General features: G+C 71.6%; 14 protein-coding genes. 7 read left to right on the plus strand and 7 right to left on the minus strand.

From position 1 onward, the window contains the following. Positions 1–21: 21 nt before the first annotated feature. From BFN33_RS05775 to BFN33_RS05785, 3 genes are all read left to right on the plus strand, one after another. On the plus strand, positions 22–627 hold the full coding sequence (locus BFN33_RS05775; RefSeq protein WP_069758692.1) for a sulfite oxidase-like oxidoreductase: 606 nt from the start codon (positions 22–24) through the stop codon (positions 625–627). Continuing rightward, entirely contained in the window at positions 620–1,375 is a 756-nt protein-coding gene (locus BFN33_RS05780) for a ferredoxin reductase (protein WP_069758693.1), read from the plus strand. Before BFN33_RS05775 ends, BFN33_RS05780 begins: the two co-directional genes overlap by 8 nt. Before the next feature lie 101 nt (positions 1,376–1,476). Next, on the plus strand, positions 1,477–2,061 hold the full coding sequence (locus BFN33_RS05785; RefSeq protein ID WP_069758694.1) for a DUF3592 domain-containing protein: 585 nt from the start codon (positions 1,477–1,479) through the stop codon (positions 2,059–2,061). Positions 2,062–2,107: 46 nt separating this feature from the next. On the opposite strand, the gene BFN33_RS05790 is transcribed toward BFN33_RS05785, so the two are convergent. Further along, the gene (locus tag BFN33_RS05790; protein ID WP_069758695.1) at positions 2,108–3,466 is read right to left on the minus strand and encodes an 8-oxoguanine deaminase; all 1,359 of its coding nucleotides are present in this window, start codon (positions 3,464–3,466) and stop codon (positions 2,108–2,110) included. A gap of 106 nt (positions 3,467–3,572) precedes the next feature. Here BFN33_RS05790 and BFN33_RS05795 point away from each other — a divergent pair, with 106 nt between their 5' ends. Next, on the plus strand, positions 3,573–4,541 hold the full coding sequence (locus BFN33_RS05795) for an acetylxylan esterase (RefSeq protein ID WP_069758696.1): 969 nt from the start codon (positions 3,573–3,575) through the stop codon (positions 4,539–4,541). Between the two features lie 112 nt (positions 4,542–4,653). After that, positions 4,654–5,820 carry a serine hydrolase domain-containing protein gene (locus BFN33_RS05800; RefSeq protein WP_069758697.1) on the plus strand — a complete coding sequence of 389 codons (1,167 nt, stop codon included), beginning with the start codon at positions 4,654–4,656 and terminating at the stop codon, positions 5,818–5,820. 21 nt (positions 5,821–5,841) lie between these two features. On the opposite strand, the gene BFN33_RS05805 is transcribed toward BFN33_RS05800, so the two are convergent. Beyond that, positions 5,842–6,579, minus strand: a complete 738-nt coding sequence (locus BFN33_RS05805; protein ID WP_069758698.1) for a class I SAM-dependent methyltransferase — start codon at positions 6,577–6,579, stop codon at positions 5,842–5,844. A gap of 5 nt (positions 6,580–6,584) precedes the next feature. After that, the gene (locus tag BFN33_RS05810; protein ID WP_069758699.1) at positions 6,585–7,148 is read right to left on the minus strand and encodes a PadR family transcriptional regulator; all 564 of its coding nucleotides are present in this window, start codon (positions 7,146–7,148) and stop codon (positions 6,585–6,587) included. A gap of 68 nt (positions 7,149–7,216) precedes the next feature. Here BFN33_RS05810 and BFN33_RS05815 point away from each other — a divergent pair, with 68 nt between their 5' ends. Beyond that, entirely contained in the window at positions 7,217–7,624 is a 408-nt protein-coding gene (locus BFN33_RS05815) for a nuclear transport factor 2 family protein (protein ID WP_069758700.1), read from the plus strand. A gap of 16 nt (positions 7,625–7,640) precedes the next feature. On the opposite strand, the gene BFN33_RS05820 is transcribed toward BFN33_RS05815, so the two are convergent. From BFN33_RS05820 to BFN33_RS05835, 4 genes are read right to left on the minus strand one after another with little or no spacing between them, the layout of a single operon-like run. After that, positions 7,641–9,137, minus strand: a complete 1,497-nt coding sequence (locus BFN33_RS05820; protein ID WP_256122643.1) for an MFS transporter — start codon at positions 9,135–9,137, stop codon at positions 7,641–7,643. 48 nt (positions 9,138–9,185) lie between these two features. Next, complete coding sequence (locus BFN33_RS05825) at positions 9,186–10,415, minus strand: RNA polymerase sigma factor (protein ID WP_069758701.1); 1,230 nt, start codon at positions 10,413–10,415, stop codon at positions 9,186–9,188. Further along, positions 10,412–10,753: a YciI family protein gene (locus tag BFN33_RS05830; RefSeq protein ID WP_069758702.1), complete on the minus strand. Its 342-nt coding sequence runs from the start codon at positions 10,751–10,753 to the stop codon at positions 10,412–10,414. The genes BFN33_RS05825 and BFN33_RS05830 overlap by 4 nt, the downstream gene beginning before the upstream one ends. Further along, complete coding sequence (locus tag BFN33_RS05835) at positions 10,750–11,412, minus strand: YciI family protein (RefSeq protein WP_069758703.1); 663 nt, start codon at positions 11,410–11,412, stop codon at positions 10,750–10,752. Before BFN33_RS05835 ends, BFN33_RS05830 begins: the two co-directional genes overlap by 4 nt. 117 nt (positions 11,413–11,529) lie before the next feature. Between BFN33_RS05835 and BFN33_RS05840 the strand changes: the two genes are divergently transcribed. Continuing rightward, complete coding sequence (locus BFN33_RS05840; RefSeq protein WP_069758704.1) at positions 11,530–12,360, plus strand: bifunctional 2-polyprenyl-6-hydroxyphenol methylase/3-demethylubiquinol 3-O-methyltransferase UbiG; 831 nt, start codon at positions 11,530–11,532, stop codon at positions 12,358–12,360. Positions 12,361–12,477: the final 117 nt, after the last annotated feature.

Raw genomic sequence — 12,477 nt, forward strand, 5'->3', positions numbered from 1 at the left:
GCGACGGCGTACGGTTTAGGCATGAACGTCACCCGAGGCTTCACCGGACGCCCCCGCGTCGACAACATCGGGCTCCCGCCGGGCCAGTACGACGCGGGCGACGACTGGCCCGTGCTCTCCGCCGAGGTCACGCCGGACCTCTCGGCCGCCGACTGGACGTTCCGGGTGGACGGACTGGTCGAACAGCCCCGCACCTGGGACTGGGACGAGGCGCACACACTGCCCGCGTCGGCCTACGAGGGTGACATCCACTGTGTGACGAGCTGGTCGAAGTTCGGGGTGCGGTTCGCGGGTGTGTCGCTGGACGCGTTCCTGGCTGTGGTGCGGCCCCATGGGTCCGCCACCCATGCCGTCGCGTACTCGCACACCGGGTACACCACGAACCTGCCGCTCGCGGACCTGACCGGCGGACGGGCGTGGATCGCGTGGGAGTACGACGGGAAGCCGCTGCCCGCCGAACACGGCGGGCCGGCGCGGCTGCTGGTGCCGCACCTGTACTTCTGGAAGAGCGCCAAGTGGGTCGCCGGACTGACGCTGCTGGATCACGACGAGCCGGGTTTCTGGGAGCAGAACGGCTATCACGCGCGGGGCAACCCGTGGGAGGAGCAGCGGTACTCCGGTGACTGAGACCTTCGCCCCCGACACGAGGTTCGCGGTGCCAGGACGTATCGCGGTGAGCGAACGCGCCGCCGCCGAGTGGCAGACCGCCACGCTCACCGAGGTCCGCCGCGAGACCCCGTACACCTCCACGTTCCGTTTCGCCGTGCCCGCCTGGCAGGGACATCTGCCCGGCCAGCATCTGATGCTGAGGCTGACCGCCGAGGACGGCTACACCGCCCAGCGCCACTACTCGATCGCGTCCCCGCCGGAGGACTCCGGGCACATCGAACTGACCCTGGACCATGTCGAGGGCGGTGAGGTCTCCGGGTGGTTCCACACCGTGGCGGAGCCCGGTGACGAGATCGAGGTACGCGGTCCGCTCAGCGGATTCTTCGCCTGGCCCGGCGACCGGCCCGCGCTGCTGATCGGGGCCGGCTCCGGTGTCGTACCGCTGATGTCGATGGTGCGGCACCACCGGGCGCACGGGCTGTCCGTGCCACTGCGGCTGCTGGTCTCGGCGCGCAGCCCCGAGGACCTCATCTACGCGCGGGAGTTCGGCGCGGAGACGACCCCGGTGTTCACGCGGAGCGCTCCCCAGGGGGTGCCGGTGGGACGTATGGCAGCCGCACATGTGGCGCCGCTCCTGGCTGCGCAGCCCGAGGGTGGGTGGGAAGCTTATGTGTGTGGATCCAACGCCTTCGCCGAGCACGCCTCACGGCTGCTGGTGGAGGCCGGTCAGCCGGTGGACCGGATCCGGATCGAGCGCTTCGGCTGACCATGGGTGCCTATGTGCGCTCCCCCACAAGTGAACGTCGCGGATGGAGGGGTACTACATCTGTGTGACCACTCGCAGGTGGGCGTGGTGCGGAGGTCGACATGCGAACCCGGGTGCGCGGCTGGCGCTGGCGGCGCAATCCGCTCAGGCGCCGGTCCGACGTCGTCGAGGCGTGGACAGTGCTGGCTATCGCTGCCCTGATGCTGCTGGGTGCCCCGCTGGTGGGCGCGGTGGTGGGCTGGTGGGCGCATGACGACGCCCGTGCGATGGCGGCGGAGCAACGCTCCGAACGCCACCGGGTCCACGCGGAGGTCGTCGGCAGGGTTCCGGACTCGTTGCCCACGATCCAGGGCGGCCGGGAGCGCTCCTACCGGGTGACCGTGCGCTGGACGGAGGCCGGGGGCGCCGCGAAGACGGCCACCGCCCGGGTCCCGTCCGGTACCGACAAGGGCGACAAGGTCGACGTGTGGTTCGACTCCCGGGGCCGGAGCGTGGCCCCGCCGCCGGACGAGACCGCGGTCTGGCAGCACACCGTGACGATGGGTGCCTGCGGCGCGGGCGCCACGGTCGCCGTGATCCTCCTCGGCCACTCGCTCGTCCGCGGCGCGGCGACCCGCCACCGGCTCGTCGAGTGGGAACGGGACTGGGCCCTCACCGAACCGCAGTGGACCCGCCGCCGGGCCTGACCGAGCGACGGCCGGCACCGTGTCCGCGGTTCCCGGGCGGATGCGCCTACGCCTGCTGCTGCATCCGGCGCGCGATCGCCCTGTGGGTGCGCAGGGCGTCCGTCAGCCCCGGCAGCACGGGTTCGCCCCGGTCCACGAGGGTGCGTCCGCCGACCACCGTGGTCCAGGCGCGGGCCGGGCCGCAGCGCAGCCACGCCTCCACCGGGTCGGTGAGCGCGCCCGCGAGCGCCACCTCGTGCAGGTCCCAGACGACCAGGTCGGCGCAGGCCCCCGGGCGCAGGTGACCGATCTCGTCCGCGCGGCCCAGACAGCGGGCCGAGCCCCTGGTCGCGAGGTCCAGCGCGTCGCGTGCGGTCATCGCGCGGGGTCCGCCCCGGTAGCGGCCGAGCAGCAGCGCTCCTCTGGTCTCCATCCAGAGCGAGGCGTGGTCGGTGGAGGCCGAACCGTCGCAGCCGATACCGACCGGCATCCCGAGCTCGCGCATCTCCGCCACCCGCGCGGTCCCTCCGCCGATGAGCATGTTGGAGCTAGGACAGTGGGCCACGCCGACGCCCGCGGCCGCGAGGCGGCGCAGCTCGGCGTCGTTCGGGTAGATGCAGTGCGCGACCCAGGTGCGGTCGCTCATCCAGCCGGTCTCCTCGAAGTACTCGACGGGCCGGCAGCCGTACGTCTCGAGGCAGTACGTGTCCTCGTCGCGGTCCTCGGCGAGGTGGGTGTGCAGCCGGACGTCGTGGCGCTCCGCGAGTTCGGCGGTCGCCGTCATCAGCTCCTTGGTGACGGAGAACGGGGAGCAGGGAGCGAGGGCGACCCTGACGAGCGCGCCGGGCGAGGCGTCGTGGTGCGCCCTGATGAGTCGCTCGCTGTCGGCGAGGACCTCCTCCTCGGTCTGGGTGACGCTCCGCGGCGGAAGCCCGCCGTCCTCCACCGAGCGGGTCATCGAACCCCGCGTCGCGTGGAACCGGAAGCCGATGTCCCGTGCGGCGCGGATCTCCGCGTCGGCGAGGAGGGGGCGCGGATGGACGTAGAGATGGTCCGAGGACGTCGTACAGCCACCCATGAGCAGCTCGGCCATGCCGACATACGCCGAGACGTAGGCGGCCTCCTCGTCGAGAGCGGCCCACAGGGGGTAGAGGGTGGTCAGCCAGTCGAAGAGGGAGCCGTTCACGGCGGGGGCGTAGGAGCGGGTGAGGTTCTGGTAGATGTGGTGGTGGGTGTTGACCAGGCCCGGCGTGACGAGGCGGCCGGCCGCCGAGAGGGTCGTCCGGGCCTCGGGTTCGGTGCCCGCGGTGCCGACGGCGGTGACCCGACCATTCGCGACCGCCAGCCAGCCGCCGGCGATCTCCCGCTCCCCGTCCACGACCAGCAGTCCGGCGTCCTTGACCAGCAGGTCCACGGCTGTCGACATGGCAATCATGGTAGCCAGCCGTCACGGCAAAGGCCTGGCGAGTCGTCCGACCACGCACGTACGGTGTGATCATCCGGCACTGTCCCTTTCGCAAAGGCGGTCCTACATGGCCCTGTTCGACCTCCCCATCGACGAGCTGCGCGAGTACCGCAGCGAGTCCACCGAGCCCGAGGACTTCGACGCGTTCTGGTCCAAGACCCTTCGGGAGGCCCGCGAGTTCGACCTGAACGCCCGCTTCGACCTCGTCGACACGGGCCTGACCACGGTCAAGGTGTACGACGTGACGTTCGCCGGGTTCGGCGGCCACCCGGTCAAGGGCTGGTTCACGATCCCCGCCGAGGTCTCCGCCCCGGTACCGGTGGTCGTGGAGTTCATCGGGTACGGCGGCGGGCGCGGACTGCCGCACGAGCATCTGCTGTGGGCGTCGACGGGCCGGGCGCACTTCGTGATGGACACCCGCGGTCAGGGCAGTGCCTGGGGCGGCGGTGGCGGCACTGCGGACCCGGTGGCCGGCGCGCCCGCGTATCCCGGGTTCATGACGCGGGGCATCGACGCGCCCGAGAACTACTACTACCGCCGGGTGTTCACGGACGCGGTGCGCGCGGTGGAGGCGGCCCGGTCGCATCCGCTGACCGACCCGGCGCGCACGGTCGTGCTCGGCGGCAGCCAGGGCGGCGGCATCTCGATCGCGGTCGGCGGCCTGGTGCCGGATCTGGCGGCGGTCGCCCCGGACGTGCCGTTCCTGTGCGACTTCCCGCGCGCGGCGACCGTGACGGACCGTCATCCGTACCGGGAGATCGGCCTCTATCTCAAGACGCACCGCGGCCGCTTCGAGGACGTGCTCGGCACCCTCGCCTACTTCGACGGCGTGCACTTCGCGAGCCGCGGCCGTACGCCGGCGCTGTTCTCGGCGGCGCTGGAGGACCAGACCTGCCCGCCCTCCACCGTCTTCGCGGCCTTCAACGCCTGGGGCCACGACGACAAGGCCATCGAGGTCTACGACTTCAACGACCATGAGGGCGGCGGCCCGTATCAGCAGGCGGCGAAACTGAGCTGGCTGCGCTCGTACGCCTGAGCTCTGTCCGAAGTCCCGCCTGAGATCTTCCCTCCAGTCCGACCAGTCGGTATGTTCGGGACACCCGGATCGCAGTGTCGCGGTCCGGGCTTCCGGCGACGACGGAGGGCCCATGTCCGAGCACGAGCCACGTGTCCACGGCCACTGCGACGAGCGCTTCACGGCGGTGCGCACGGCGTTCGAGGAGAACTTCCGGGACCGTGCCGAGCTGGGCGCCGCGGTGAGCGTCGTGGTCGACGGCGAGACGGTCGTGGACCTGTGGGGCGGCTGGGCAGACGCGGCCCGCACCCGCCCCTGGGAGCACGACACGCTGGTCAACGTGTGGTCGACGACGAAGGGCCCGACGGCCCTGTGCGCCCACATCCTCGCCGACCGGGGCCTGCTCGACTTCGACGCCCCGGTGGCCGCCTACTGGCCGGAGTTCGCCGCCGAGGGCAAGGAGAAGGTCCTGGTACGGCACCTGCTGTCGCACCGGGCCGGGCTGTCCGGGCTGCGCGAGCCCCATTCGCTCGCCGAGCTCTTCGACTGGGAGCTGACGACGGAGCGGCTCGCGGCGATGGAGCCCTGGTGGGAGCCGGGCACGGTGTCCGGGTACCACGCGTTCACGTACGGCTTCCTGGTCGGGGAGGTCGTCCGGCGGGTCTCGGGGCTGCTGCCGGGCGCCTTCCTGGAGCGGGAGGTGACGGGGCCGCTCGGCATCGATTTCACCATCGGGCTGCCGGAGAAGGAGGCCGGGCGGGCCGCCGAGCTGGTGCATCCGCCGGCCGCGTCGGCAAGCGAACAGGCCGCGATCTTCGCCCAGTTGGCGCCCGCGGCGATCGCCGCGCTGGCCAACCCCGGGGCGGGGGCCGGGGAGGCGAACACACGCGAGTGGCGAGCCGCGGAGATCCCGGCCGCGAACGGCCACGGCACCGCGCGGGCGGTCACCGCGCTCTACGGGATCTTCGCGGGCCGCGGTTCCCACAACGGTCACCGGGTCCTGTCCCCCGAGGCCGCCGAGCGGGTCCGCGAGAGCCAGGGCAGGTGCCGCGACCTGGTGCTGGGCGCGGGGCTCGACAGCGAGACGGAGCTCGGGCTCGGCCTGTGGCTCAGCGGACCGAACGGCTCGTACGGGCCGAATCCGCGGGCCTTCGGACATGACGGCTTCGGCGGATCGTGCGGTCTGGCCGACCCGGAGGCAGGGGTATCACTGGGTTACGTGATGAACCGGATGGGTCCTCACATCGCCGACGATCCCCGGAAGATGGCACTGATCGACGCCTTGTACAGCGTGCGGTGACGGCGGGACGTCCTCGATGGTTCACGACGGTCGGACAGGACGCCTCGCCACGACCATCCGGACCCGTGGGCTGCCGTCCCCGCGCACGCCGAACTCGGGCAGGGCGTACAGCTCCACCCGAAGGCCGGCCCCTTCCAGTTCCCGTCGTACGTGCCCGAGCCGGAAGTCCCGGTAGTACATGACGAACGGCGGTCGCCAGAGGGCGTTGCGCACCCGCATCGCGGAGTCGAACCCGAGGAGCGCCCAGTAGGCGGGAGACGAGGGACGAGGCGGGGCGACGACCGGGAAGGCGAAAGCGCCGCCCGGCCGGAGCACCTCGCGGGTCTGGGCGAACAGACCGGGCAGTTCGGCCGGCAGGAAGTGGCCGAAGGCCCCGAAGCTCACGACGAGGTCGAAGGAGGCGGGGGCGAACGGCAGGGCGCGCGCCTCGCCCCGTACCCAGTTCACACGCGGGCCCCCGGACCGCGTCCGCTGTCGGGCCACATCGAGCATCCCGGCACTGAAGTCGACCCCGGTCACGCTCTCCCGGCAGACCCGCGTCAGCACCCGGGCTCCGGCGCCGGTACCGCAGCACAGGTCGAGCCCGGCGTCGAAGGGGCCCATGCGGTGGAGCGCGGACGCGACCGCGTCCAGCACCGAGTCCGGCGTACGGAAAGGGGTGTGGTCGAACTTGGGGGCGAGCAGGTCGTAACCGCGCTCGACGGACGACAGTGCCTGGACGGCGAGTTCACGGAGGCTGGGACCTTCTGGGCTGAACATCCGCGTCAGCTTAGGGGAGCGCGGCGTTTCAGAATGGCAAGAGCGCGCTCGCACCAGCGGATGATGTCCGTTTCGAGAGTGATTCCGCCCATGAGCGTGAGGTAGGGGCCGATCCGGTCGGCCTCCGCGAGAAATTGCTCTTCGGTGCGGCCGTCCAGGAGCCTCTCCCGTACCCGCTCGTAGCGGGCGAGTTTCCCGCGCGCCCAGGACATGCGCTCCTCGACCAGCGCCCGGGTGGCCCCGGGATCGACGCCGTCCATGGCCTGGATCTTGATCAGGAACTCGTCGCGGAGGGCGGCCGGTCTGCGGGGCGGTTCCGCGGCGAACGCGCGCAACTCGCGTCGGCCGGTCTCGGTGAGGGTGAACAGCCGCTTGTTGGGCCTGCGTTCCTGCTGCACCACGCGGGCCTCGACCAGCCCGTCCTGCGCCAGTCGTTCCAGCTCGCGGTAGAGCTGCTGAGGTGTCGCGGGCCAGAAGTTCGCCAGCGAGACGTCGAAGGCCTTGGACAGTTCGTAGCCCGAGGCCTCGCCCTCCAGCAGGGCCGCCAGGACGGCGTACTTGAGCGACATATGGACAGGCTAGCAGCAGGTGATTAATCTACTCCGCACCTACTCAACAAATTTGCTATGGAGGCTCGATGCGAGCGTTCCGAGAAGCGGTCGAAGCGGGTGACCTCGACGCCGTGGAGGCCCTGCTGGCCGAGGACGTGGTCTTCACGAGTCCGGTGGTGTTCAAGCCGTACGAGGGCAAGGCCATCACGGCGGCGATCCTGGGCACTGTCGTCAAGGTCTTCGAGGACTTCCGCTACGTGAGCGAGCTGAGCAGCGAGGACGGGCGCGACCACGCGCTGGTGTTCGCGACCCGGGTCGGCGAACGGGCGCTGGACGGCTGCGACTTCATCCACCTCGACGAGAACGGCCTGATCGACCGGCTGATGGTCATGGTCCGTCCGCTGTCGGGCGCGCAGGCCCTGGCGGCGGCCATGGGGGCGCGGTTCGAGCAGATCGCGAAGGAGGCGGAGGCACGGGCCGCGGCCGCCTCCTGAGATCACGCTTCCGGGTTCACTGACCGGGAAGCGAGGACGCGGACGGTGGCGTCGCCGATGGCGTAGATCCCATAGCCGTACTCCCCCGTGTTGCCGACGTGGCTGTTGATCGCGGGGGCTCCACCGTCCGGCTCCGCGGCGCGCGCAGCAGCACCCACGCACAGCCGATACCGGTCACCGCGAGCGCGACACACGCGGTGAACGCCGCCTGATAGCCCGCTGTCAGGGCCGCGAGCCGCTCGGTGCCGGCGGTGTGCGACACGCTCGCGGAGGTGACGACGGCGACCCCGAAGGCCCCGCCGATCTGGAACGCGGCCGTCTGGATGCCGGAGGCGACTCCCGAGTCCCGCTCGCCGACGCCGGTCAGGGCGGCGATGGACCCGGCGACCGCGCAGGCCCCGACACCCGGTCCGAAGAGCAGCAGCGCGGGGAGCAGGTCGCGCAGGAAGCCGCCGTCCACCGGCACCCCGGAGAGCAGCAGGGCGGCGAGCGCGCACAGCGTCAGTCCGCCCACGGCGACCGGGCGGGCGCCGATCCGGGTGACCAGGGCCTGTCCGGCGTACGACCCGGCGACCGCGCCCAGTGGCATCACGACGTTGGCGAGGCCGAAGCGCAGCGGCGACCAGCCGAGGACGCCCTGGCCGTACTGGGACAGGGTGTACGACATCCCGAAGGCGGTGGCGCCGAGCAGGAACACGACCAGGTTGGCGCCGCTCACCGTCCGGGCACGCAGTAGGCGCAGGGGGACGAGCGGGGCCGGGGTCCTGGACTCGGTACGCAGGAAGACAAGGGCGAGGACGACGGCGAGGGCCAGCAGGCCGGTCGTGCGCGGCGACACCCATCCGGCGCGGGGTGCCTCGACGACGGCGTACACACAGGCGACCAGGGCGCCGGTGGCGGTGAGGGCGCCGATCGGGTCGAAGGAGCGGGTGCGCACCTCGGTGCGGCTCTCGCGCAGCAGCAGCGGGCTCAGGACCAGCAGGGCCAGGGCGACGGGTGCGTTGAGGAAGAAGACCCACTGCCAGCCGAGCACGTCGGTGAGAGGGCCGCCGATCAGTAGGGCGGCAGTGGCGCCGAAGCCGCCGCTGCCCGACCACAGGGCGAGGGCCTTGTTGCGCTCGGGACCCTCCTCGAAGGTGTTCAGCAGGATCGACAGCGCCGTGGGCGCCATGACAGCGGCCGAGACGCCCTGCACGGCACGCGCGGCGACCAGCACGGCCGCCGTACCGGCGAACCCGCACAGCAGCGAGGAGAGCCCGAACAGCAGCGTGCCGGTCATGAAGACCCTGCGACGGCCCAGCAGGTCGGCGACCCGGCCACCGAGCAGCAGCAGTCCGCCGAAACTGAGCAGGTAGGCACTCATCACCCATTGAGCGCCGCTCGCGGAGAACCCGAGGCCGTCGGCGATCGACGGCAGGGCCAGGACGACGATCTGCGCGTCCAGGATCACCATGAAACCGGCGACACAGAGCAGACAAAGGGCGTACCAGCGGCGGGAGTCGGTGGCGGTCATGGGGACCTCCGGTGTCGGGGTTGCCTTCACCCCACCGACGAACGGCCACTAGGCGGATCGACACTCCCCGAGACGTTTCTCGAGAAAGTGCCGCTCGGCGTCGTTCTCCACCAGTTCCAGGGCCCGCTCGTACGCCTGCGCCGCCTCGGTCTTACGGCCGCTGCGGCGCAGCAGGTCGGCGCGCGTGGCCGGAAGCAGGTGGTAGCCGCTCAGCTCCCCCTCCTGTTCCAGTTCCGCGACCAGCGCCAGTCCCGCGTCCGTGCCCTGGGCCATGCCGACCGCCACCGCACGGTTGAGGCGGACCACGGCCGAGGGCACGAAGCGGAGCAGCTCGCCGTAGAGCGCGGCGATGTCGGCCCAGTCGGTGTCCTCGGCCGTGGCGGCGGTGGTGTGACAGGCGGCGATGGCGGCCTGGATCTGGTACGGCCCGGGACGGCCGCGGCGCAGCGCGGTCTCCAGCAGCGCCGCGCCCTCGTCCACCTCGGCGCGGTCCCACGCGGTGCGGTCCTGGTCCTCCAGCGTCACCAGTCCGCCGTCCGCGTCCACACGGGTCTCGCGGCGGGCGTCGTGCAGGAGCAGCAGCGCGAGCAGACCGAGGGCCTCGGGTTCGTCCGGCATCAGCCGGGCCAGCACGCGGGCCAGCCGGATCGCCTCCGCGCACAGGTTCCGTCGTACGAGATCGGCCCCCGAGGTGGCCGCGTAGCCCTCGTTGAACAGCAGGTAGAGCACGCCGAGCACGCCGGTCGTGCGCTCGGGCAGGAGGTGGGCGGGCGGTACGCGGTAGGGGATGCCGGCGTTGCGGATCTTCTTCTTGGCGCGCACCAGGCGCTGTGCCATCGTCGCCTCGGGGACCAGGAAGGCGCGGGCGATCTCCGGTGTGGTCAGGCCCGCGAGGGTGCGCAGGGTCAGGGCGACCCGGGCCTCGATGTGCAGCGCGGGATGGCAGCAGGTGAAGATCAGCCGCAGCCGGTCGTCCTGGACTCCGCTGTCGTCGTACGGCTCCTCGGGTGCCGTGAGCATCGCCGCCTCCCGCAGTTTCCGTGCCCCGACCGCCTCCCGGCGCAGGACGTCCATGGCCCGGTGGCGGGCGGTCGTGGTGAGCCAGGCACCGGGGCGGCGCGGGACGCCGTCGCGCCGCCACCGGTCGAGGGCCTGGGCGAAGGCGTCCTGCGCGCACTCCTCGGCGAGGTCCCAGTCGCCGGTCACCCGGATCAGGGTGGCGACGACCTGGCCCCACTCCTCCTGGAAGGCGGCGGCGACCGCCTCTTCGGCCGTCACTCCCACACTGGCCGTACTTCCACCGAGCCGCCCCCGAGCGCCGCGGGATGCCGGGACGCGAGGGAGATCGCCTCGTCCAGGTCGGCGACCTCGATGATGTCGATGCCGGCGATGTACTCCTTGGACTCGATGAACGGGCCGTCGGTGAGCAGGACCTCGTCGCCCTGGACGCGCACGGTGGTGGCGTCGGAGGCGGGACGCAGCCGGGCGCCGCCCTTGACGATGTCGCGGCTGCGGACTTCCTCGATGTAGGACGTGAAGCGGGGATCCTCGGCGATCTCGGCGGGACTGAGTTCCGCGCCGCCGGCGGGGGTGCAGATCAGCAGGACGTACTTCATGACGTGGCCTCCGTGACGTGCTCGTGGACGATCAGCCAGCGCGGACCGACATTGCGGTAGCCGGTGGTGACGCGCAGCAGGTTTCCGTCGGTGCGGATGAGGGCGTGGCCGAACGCGACGCTCTCGTCGACGTGGATACGGAACTCCAGCACCTCGCGGGTGACCGGCCCCCTCGCCTGCCATGCCTTGCGGAGCGCCTCGGCGCCCCTGTGGTGGTCGACGTGCGACACGACCTCCGCGTCCCGTGCGTAGCAGGCGATCACCCGCTCTGCGTCGCCCGCGCGCGCCGCGTCCGTCAGTTCGGCGTCGAGGCGGCGGATCTCCCCTTCGGGATCCTCGTCCTCCCAGAACGGGCGCACCTCCATGGCGCCGATCGTGGCCACGGGGTGCTTCGCCGCCGCCTCGATCGCCTCTTCCAGGCTGTCGCACTCCAGGATGTCGAAGCCGGCGACGTACTCCTTGGTCTCCGCGAACGGCCCGTCGGTGCGCAGCACTTCACCGCCGCGCACCCGCACGGTGACCGCGTCGGCGGGCAGTGCGAGCCGGTGCCCGTGCTGCCGCACGCCACGGTCCCCGAGTTCCTCGACCCAGGGTTCGACGGGGGCCATGCCCGAGGCGTCGTTGGTGTCGTCGCCGCAGACGAGCAGCATGTACTTCATGGATCCTCCCGGTCCTCATGAGCTTCCTACACCCACCCGACGAACGGGGCAGACCCGAATCGACACCCGACGCGCACGAAAAATGATGGGCACCCGTACGGCTGGTTGGATGGTGGCATGACGTCCGACGAGCACGCTCGGCTGATGCGGGCCAACCAGGCCAACTGGGACGCCCGCACCCCCGTCCACCTCGCCAGCCGGTTCTACGGTCTCGGCGGCCGGGACCTCGATCCCGAGCGCTGGTTCGCCGCCTTCGAGTGGGAGGACCTCGGCGACCTCACCGGCCGTGACGTGCTCCACCTCCAGTGCCATCTCGGCACGGAGACGCTCGCCCTGGCCCGCCGTGGCGCCCGCGCGGTGGGGCTCGACTTCTCGGAGGCGTCGGTGGCGGCCGCGGCCGGAATCGCGGCGCGGGCGGGCGTGGCCGTCGAGTACGTACAGGCGAACGTCTACGACGCCGTCGAGGCGTTGGGCGGGCGGCGCTTCGACGTCGTCTACACCGGCAAGGGCGCCCTGTGTTACCTGCCCGACCTCGAGCGATGGGCCGGCGTGATCGCCCAACTGCTGCGTCCTGGCGGTCTGTTGTACGTCGTCGAGTTCCATCCGCTGCTCAACTCGCTGGGCCCGAAGCCCGCGCCGGGCGAGGGCCCCGAGCTGCTGTTGCGCCATGACTACCTCGGTGGCGAGGGGCCCGTGCACCGGGACGCGACCCACACCTACACCGACGGCCCGCCCGTCGAGGGGGCCACCGAAAGCTACGAGTGGATGCACGGAATAGGTGAGGTCCTGGGCGCGTTGACGGGGGCGGGACTGAGTGTCCGGCGGCTCCGGGAGAGCGAGGAGCTGCCGTGGCCCCGCTGGCCCCACATGAAGCGCACGCCGTCCGGCTGGTGGCGTCTTCCCGAGCCGCGGATCCCGCTTCTCTACGGACTTCTGGCCCACCGCTGACAGCCGCGTGCTACTCTGCCGACAGCACTTGTGTACGCCCTGCTGTGGGCGCCGGTGCCAGTTCCTCCTCAGTTCGCCGGTCGGTGTACCGGCTTCTCCTCATCATCTCGTGATCAG

The sequence above is a fragment of the Streptomyces sp. LUP47B genome, from assembly GCF_001746295.1.
In the GTDB taxonomy this organism is placed as follows: Bacteria; Actinomycetota; Actinomycetes; order Streptomycetales; family Streptomycetaceae; genus Streptomyces.

Bases quoted from the DNA above. Each gene is read 5' to 3' on its own strand.
- BFN33_RS05790 (WP_069758695.1), bottom strand. From the start codon at position 3,466: ATGTCGACAGCCGTGGACCTGCTGGTCAAGGACGCCGGACTGCTGGTC.
- BFN33_RS05795 (WP_069758696.1), top strand. From the start codon at position 3,573: ATGGCCCTGTTCGACCTCCCCATCGACGAGCTGCGCGAGTACCGCAGC.
- BFN33_RS05835 (WP_069758703.1), bottom strand. From the start codon at position 11,412: ATGAAGTACATGCTGCTCGTCTGCGGCGACGACACCAACGACGCCTCG.
- BFN33_RS05810 (WP_069758699.1), bottom strand. From the start codon at position 7,148: ATGTCGCTCAAGTACGCCGTCCTGGCGGCCCTGCTGGAGGGCGAGGCC.
- BFN33_RS05775 (WP_069758692.1), top strand. From the start codon at position 22: ATGAACGTCACCCGAGGCTTCACCGGACGCCCCCGCGTCGACAACATC.
- BFN33_RS05800 (WP_069758697.1), top strand. From the start codon at position 4,654: ATGTCCGAGCACGAGCCACGTGTCCACGGCCACTGCGACGAGCGCTTC.
- BFN33_RS05830 (WP_069758702.1), bottom strand. From the start codon at position 10,753: ATGAAGTACGTCCTGCTGATCTGCACCCCCGCCGGCGGCGCGGAACTC.
- BFN33_RS05820 (WP_256122643.1), bottom strand. From the start codon at position 9,137: ATGACCGCCACCGACTCCCGCCGCTGGTACGCCCTTTGTCTGCTCTGT.
- BFN33_RS05840 (WP_069758704.1), top strand. From the start codon at position 11,530: ATGACGTCCGACGAGCACGCTCGGCTGATGCGGGCCAACCAGGCCAAC.
- BFN33_RS05815 (WP_069758700.1), top strand. From the start codon at position 7,217: ATGCGAGCGTTCCGAGAAGCGGTCGAAGCGGGTGACCTCGACGCCGTG.
- BFN33_RS05785 (WP_069758694.1), top strand. From the start codon at position 1,477: ATGCGAACCCGGGTGCGCGGCTGGCGCTGGCGGCGCAATCCGCTCAGG.
- BFN33_RS05805 (WP_069758698.1), bottom strand. From the start codon at position 6,579: ATGTTCAGCCCAGAAGGTCCCAGCCTCCGTGAACTCGCCGTCCAGGCA.